This is a genomic window from Nocardia sp. NPDC023852 (assembly GCF_040639505.1).
In the GTDB taxonomy this organism is placed as follows: domain Bacteria; phylum Actinomycetota; class Actinomycetes; order Mycobacteriales; family Mycobacteriaceae; genus Nocardia.
Map to the genome: position 1 here is coordinate 185,694 of NZ_JBFAAB010000013.1, position 6,521 is coordinate 192,214.

Here is a 6,521-nt window from a genome sequence, read left to right on the forward strand (position 1 = left end):
GGCCGGTGGGGCGGGTGGAACGGTCGGACGTGCGATCCGCGCGAAGACGAATGGCCGGTCAGGTCCGCAAGACGCCGGTCTTTCACACCTCCGTCGCAAGCCCGTCCGGTCCGGTGCCCGTGACGATGAAGCTCGAACACCTCCAGCACGGAGGGACGTTCAAGGTGCGCGGCATCTTCAACGCACTGCTGGAGTCCGGGGAAGGCACCGATCAGGTCGTGATCGCCTCCGGCGGCAACGCGGGTATCGCCGCCGCCTTGGTGGCCGCGCGGCTCGGCAAGTCCTGCACCGTGGTCGTCCCCGAGACGGCGCCACACACCAAGGTCGCCGCGATGTGGTCGCACGGCGCCGAAGTGCTCTGGTACGGAGCGACTTACGCCGAGGCGCTGCGTCACGCCGTCGAGTTCGCCGCCGAACGCGGCGCGCTGCGATTGCATGGGCACGACATGGCCGCAGTGGTCGCCGGCGCCGGAGTGGTCGGGCTGGAACTCGAAGAACAGGTTCGCGGGCGACCTTCGGTGCTGGCCGCAGTGGGCGGCGGCGGACTGGTCGCAGGGATGGCGGCCGCGTTGGGCCGTCGTCAGCAGGTGATCGGGGTCGAGCCGGAGGGTAGCCCCACTCTTCAGGCCGCGTTGGACGCGAACCGCCCGGTGGACGTCCGAGGTCCTCGCCTTGCCACGGATTCGCTGGGCGCCACGAGGATCAGCGACATCGCGCTTGACATCGCCCGACGCTATGGCGTGCGTTCGCTGCTGGTCACCGACGACGCGATCGTGGCGGCCCGGGAGTACCTGTGGCGCGAGTTCCGCATTCTCGTCGAGCTGAGCGGCGCCGCGGCGCTGGCCGCCATCCAGAGCGGGGCGTACGTCCCGGAGCCCGACGAACGCCCGGTCGTCGTGCTGTGCGGCGCCAACACCGACGTGGCGGTCCTCTGACGACGTGGTGTTCGTCGCCTGCGACGGTCGGCTGGTCGGTGGTTACGCGGGCTCGACAATAGGTCGGCCGGTCCGGTGGTTCGCGGACTTCGGCGCGCCGGGCCCTCGATCAGTGTGACGGGTGCGCATCACTGTGCCGATACGAGTGAGTGGTCATCGGATAAGCCGCCGGTTCCGCGGTTCGGCGCGCAACACACCAGGTGAAAAACCTGTTCTTCACAGGTCGGGAAGTTGTCCACATTCTCGGATGGGTGTCGTCCAAGGCATCCAGCTTCGGCGCATGCTGGAGGGGCCCTCCTGGAGGGGGAGGACGTCCGGGTAGCCCGGATCAGATAGAGGGACGTAATCATGTACGAGGCGAACGCGACCGTGATCGGAACTGTCGTGACCCATCCGATCAAGCGGGATCTGACCAATGGCGATCAGGTGGTCACATTCCGGATGGCGAGCAATTCCCGCCGACTGGATCACACGACGGGGGAGTGGGTGGACAACGGCACGCTGTACCTCACCGTCAGCTGCTGGCGCAGGCTGGTAGCCGGTGTCGATGCGTCCCTGCGCCGCGGGGACCCGATCATCGCGCACGGACAGCTGCGCTCGCACGAGTATCGGAGCAAGGACGGCGTGGAGCGCCGGGATCTGGAGATGCGTGCCGTCGCCGTCGGCCCTGACCTGTCCCGCTGCGCCGCACAGGTAACGCGATGGTCGGACTCGGCGCCGCGGAATACTACGGCGCACCAGAGCGCTGAAAGTCGGGTGTCTGCCGGCGACGTGCTGGGGGAAAATGTCGAAGCCGTCTCTTCGGTACCGCCCCGCAGCAGTGAACCCGAGCCCGTCGACGCGTGACCGCAAGCATCGGTTTCGTCCCGGCGGTAGTGGTAGCTCTGCTTCGTCCCCTTATCTCTCACACCGATAGGCTTCACACTTATGGCTGAGTTCATTTATCAGATGAAGAAGGTTCGCAAGGCGCACGGCGACAAAGTCGTGCTCGACGACGTCACCTTGAACTTCCTTCCCGGCGCCAAAATCGGCGTCGTCGGCCCGAACGGCGCGGGTAAATCCAGCGTGCTGAAGATCATGGCCGGACTGGACCAGCCCAACAACGGCGACGCGTTCCTCGCCTCCGGCGCCACGGTCGGCATCCTTCAGCAGGAGCCCCCGCTGAACGAGGAGAAGTCCGTCCGCGGCAACGTCGAGGAGGGGCTCGGTGAGATCAAGGTGAAGCTCGACCGCTTCAACGAGATCGCCGAGCTGATGGCCACCGACTACTCCGACGAGCTCATGGAGGAGATGGGCAAGTTGCAGGAGGACCTGGACCACGCCGACGCCTGGGACCTCGACTCCCAGCTCGAACAGGCCATGGACGCGCTGCGCTGTCCGCCGCCGGACGAGCCGGTCACCAGCCTCTCCGGCGGTGAGCGTCGCCGGGTCGCACTGTGCAAGCTGCTGCTGAGCAAGCCCGACTTGTTGCTGCTCGACGAGCCCACCAACCACTTGGACGCCGAGAGCGTGAACTGGCTCGAGCAACACCTGGCCCAGTACCAGGGCGCCGTACTCGCGGTAACCCACGACCGGTACTTCCTGGACAACGTGGCTCAGTGGATTCTCGAACTGGATCGCGGCCGCGCCTATCCGTACGAGGGCAACTACTCCACCTATCTGGAGAAGAAGGCCGAGCGCCTCGAGGTGCAGGGCAAAAAGGACCAGAAGCTGCAGAAGCGGCTCAAGGAAGAACTCGCCTGGGTGCGTTCCGGCGCCAAGGCCCGCCAGGCCAAGAACAAGGCCCGCCTCGGTCGGTACGAGGAGATGGCGGCCGAGGCCGAGAAGATGCGGAAGTTGGATTTCGAGGAGATCCAGATTCCCGCGGGACCGCGCCTGGGTAGCGTGGTTGTGGAGGTCGAGCACTTGGACAAGGGCTTCGGCGACCGTCAGCTGATCAAGGACCTCTCCTTCACTTTGCCGCGTAACGGCATCGTCGGTGTCATCGGCCCGAACGGTGTCGGTAAGACCACGCTTTTCAAGACCATCGTCGGGCTCGAGCAGCCCGACAGTGGCATCGTCAAGGTCGGCGAGACGGTCAAGTTGAGCTACGTCGACCAGAATCGTGCGGGCATCGACCCGAAGAAGACGGTGTGGCAGGTGGTCTCCGACGGGCTGGACTTCATCGAGGTCGGCCAACAGGAGATGCCGTCGCGCGCCTACGTCAGCGCGTTCGGTTTCAAGGGCCCGGACCAGCAGAAGCCCGCGGGCGTGCTCTCCGGTGGTGAGCGCAACCGCCTGAACCTGGCGATGACACTCAAGCAAGGCGGCAACCTGATCCTGCTGGATGAGCCGACCAACGACCTCGACGTGGAAACCCTAGGTTCGCTGGAGCATGCCCTCGAGCAGTTCCCTGGCTGTGCCGTGGTGATTTCCCATGATCGCTGGTTCCTCGACCGCACCTGCACCCACATCCTCGCGTGGGAGGGCGACTCCGACAACGAGGCCGAGTGGTTCTGGTTCGAGGGCAACTTCGAAGCGTACGAGGCCAACAAGATCGAGCGTCTCGGCCTGGAAGCGGCTCGTCCACACCGGGTTACGCACCGCAAGCTGACGCGCGGCTGAGTCCTGCCGGTAGGGCGGGGCAATTTCCGCACCGCCCTACCGAAGTTGCCGAGACCCGAAGTCCTCAGAAACGCCGTGCGCGATCGCGCCAGGACGTGCCGCTGACAAGTGACATCGGCAACCCGGAACAGGAGTGACACCTACCCACGCGTAGCTCGCTAGGGTGGGAGTTGTGAATGCGCAGGCGCAGTTCGAGCAATCGGTGGCCCCGACCGCCGAAGTGTTGGCCGAGCTGACCCGAGGTACCGATGCGGCGCCGTGGCCGCCGCGGATACGACCTCTCGCGCTCACCTGACGTTCGCCGGTCCGATCTTGTACTGAGCCGAGGTCATCCGTTCGAACTTGGCAAACGAACGGCGAACACAGTGGTTGTGGTGAACACCCAGGGATTTGAAGGGAATTCACCCCCTGCGTCTTCGGCGCACAGCTACTCTCGGACCGGCGTCGCTTTGTTACGGAACCGATATCCGAGGGAGTTGGCGAAAAAATGACGGTCTCGTCCGAATTGTCCAGCGCGGCGTGGGCTGCGAGTTTGCCGCAGTCACTGCGCGGCGACCTCGCGACGCTCGAGGAGGCGTACTTCCGCCACGTCGACGCGGGCGATGTGGACTGTGCGATCACCGGGATCACTCAGATTTTCCGCCGGCACACCGAGCTGGCGATGACGCGTCCCGCCGGTCGCGCCCTGGTGCGGGTGTACCACCAGGACGACGGCTCGGGCATCGGTGCCGCGGTACAGCTGGTCACCGATGACATGCCGCTGCTTGTGGAATCGATCACCTCATCCCTGAGCCGGATCGGCGTCAGCGTGAGCGAGGTGATCCACCCGATCTTCGAGGTCGACCGGGACGCGGACGGACGGTTGACGCACGCTGCCGCGCACGAGGTGGACGGCACCAGCCCGACCGGGCTGAGCGAATCGTGGATGCATGTGCAACTTCACCCGTCGACCAGTCCGGCGCTGCTGGCCAAGGTGGAGGCCGCCATGCCGGACGTGGTCGCCGACGTGCGCCAAGTGATCGGCGACACCGAGGCCATCAAGGACGTGCAGAGCAGGCTTGCCGAAGACCTGGAGTTCGCCGCGAAATCCGGGACCGCACCGTTCAGTGCCACCGACCTCGTCGACACCGCCGACCTGCTGCGCTGGCTGGCGCATGGAAACTTCACCGTGCTCGGCTACGCCCGCTACCGCCTGAGCGGCGCCCAAGGGCAGGAGACATCCAACGCCCTGCCCGGGACCTGCCTGGGCGTGCTTCGCCCAGATGTCGGTACCGATTTCCAGGTGCCGGTCAACGGTGGCGATCGGCCGCTGCTCATGCTGACCCAGGGTTTGGTCCCCGCCACCGTGCACCGCTCGGCGTACCCGTACTTCGTCGGCGTCGCCGACTTCGACGAGACCGGAACGATCATCGGCGAGCACCTGTTCATCGGCGTCTTCACCGTCACCGCCGTGCACGAGAACGTGCTGGATATCCCGGTGATCGAGCGCAGGGTGCGTTCGGTGATCGAGGAGAGCGGGTTCGACCTCGAGTCGTTCTCCGGTCAGGCGATGCTCGAGGTCATCCAGTCCTTCCCGCGGACCGAACTGTTCTCCTCCGATGCCGAGACGCTGCGGCGCACCGCCGCTGCCGTACTGAACGTGGGCCTGCGCCGGCAGGTGCGGCTGTTCCTGCGAGCGGACACCTATGGTCGTTTCGTCGCCTGCCTGGTCTACCTCCCGCGCGACCGTTACACCACCAGGGTGCGGCTGGAGATGCAGGACATCCTGGTCCGCGAACTGGGTGGTGTCTCCATCGACTATTCCGCGCGGGTGGGCGAAAGTGATTTGGCCCGGGTGTATTTCACGGTGCGCATGCCCGAAGCCGAGTTCGGTGTCGCGCGCCATTCACCGCCGGCCGCGGACACCTCCGAACCCAACCGGCTGCGTCTCCAGAATCTGCTCGCCGAGGCGAGCCGGACCTGGGAAGACCACCTGAACGACGCGGTGAGCACGTCGACGGTGCTCGACCCCGCCGTGGTGCAGCGCTACGCGGGAGCCTTCCCCGAAGGCTACAAGCAGGACTTCGCTTCCGGCCGCGCCCTCGCCGACATCGTGCGTCTGGAACGGCTGCGTGACGGCGGCATCGACCAACACCTCTACCGCAAAGCGGAGTCGGAGCCGGGTTCTTGGCGCTTCACCCTCTACGTCGGCGGCAGCGGGATCTCGCTGAGCCAGGTACTTCCGGTGCTGCAGAGCCTGGGCGTCGAGGTGGTGGACGAGCGGCCGTACCGGATCGTGCTGGAGACGCCGCCGGACGGTGCCGGCGGCGCCACTGGTGAACGGTGGATATACGACTTCGGTTTGCTTGCCCGGCCCGAGCTGCTGCGCAGCTCGCTGGACCGAGACCTGGACGCTGAGCTGCTCGAATCCTCCAAGCGCGCTGACGTGCTGGAGTCGGAGGTGCGCGGGCTGCGTGAGCGGTTCATCGGCGCCGTCGAGGCAGTATGGTACGGCCGCGCCGAGGCCGACGGTCTCAACGAGCTCGTGCTACGCGCCCGGCTGCCATGGCGTGCCGTTTCGATCTTGCGCACCTACGCGAAGTATCTGCAGCAAACCGGTTTTCCGTATAGCCAGGCGAACATCTGCCGCGTGCTGCTGACCTATCCGGATGTCGCGCGGCTGTTCGTCGACCTGTTCGCGGCGCGCTTCGATCCGGACACCGTCTCCGCCGAACACGCTTCCGCGCTGGAGACCCAGGTGCACGGCCGGATCGACGAGGTCGTCAGCCTCGATGCGGACCGCATCCTGCGCGCGATTCTCGGCCTGATCAAGGCGACACTGCGCACCAACTATTACGTAACCGACGCCGAAGGTGTGTCGCGCGACTACGTCTCGGTGAAGGTGGAGCCGCATGCGATTGCGGAGTTGCCGAAGCCGAGGCCGCAGTTCGAGATTTTCGTGTATTCCCCCAGGGTGGAGGGTGTGCATTTGCGTTTCGGTTC

At 65.8% G+C, this 6,521-nt stretch carries 5 protein-coding genes; all 5 read left to right on the plus strand.

Annotation, left to right across the window (positions count from 1 at the left end; genetic code table 11):
• Positions 1–14 precede the first annotated feature (14 nt).
• Positions 15–935: a serine/threonine dehydratase gene (locus AB0H00_RS19335; protein ID WP_357267896.1), complete on the plus strand. Its 921-nt coding sequence runs from the start codon at positions 15–17 to the stop codon at positions 933–935.
• Between the two features lie 348 nt (positions 936–1,283).
• Complete coding sequence (locus AB0H00_RS19340; protein WP_357267898.1) at positions 1,284–1,781, plus strand: single-stranded DNA-binding protein; 498 nt, start codon at positions 1,284–1,286, stop codon at positions 1,779–1,781.
• A gap of 81 nt (positions 1,782–1,862) precedes the next feature.
• The gene (gene ettA / locus AB0H00_RS19345; RefSeq protein ID WP_357267900.1) at positions 1,863–3,539 is read left to right on the plus strand and encodes an energy-dependent translational throttle protein EttA; all 1,677 of its coding nucleotides are present in this window, start codon (positions 1,863–1,865) and stop codon (positions 3,537–3,539) included.
• Positions 3,540–3,711: 172 nt separating this feature from the next.
• Positions 3,712–3,834, plus strand: coding sequence for a hypothetical protein (locus tag AB0H00_RS19350; RefSeq protein ID WP_357267902.1), 123 nt, complete (start codon positions 3,712–3,714; stop codon positions 3,832–3,834).
• 192 nt (positions 3,835–4,026) lie between these two features.
• On the plus strand, positions 4,027–6,521 hold a 2,495-nt coding region (locus AB0H00_RS19355), incomplete at its 3' end, for an NAD-glutamate dehydrogenase domain-containing protein (protein WP_357267903.1).

Coding starts and splice junctions, on each gene's coding strand:
- AB0H00_RS19340 (WP_357267898.1), top strand. CDS start 1,284: ATGTACGAGGCGAACGCGACCGTGATCGGAACTGTCGTGACCCATCCG.
- ettA (WP_357267900.1), top strand. CDS start 1,863: ATGGCTGAGTTCATTTATCAGATGAAGAAGGTTCGCAAGGCGCACGGC.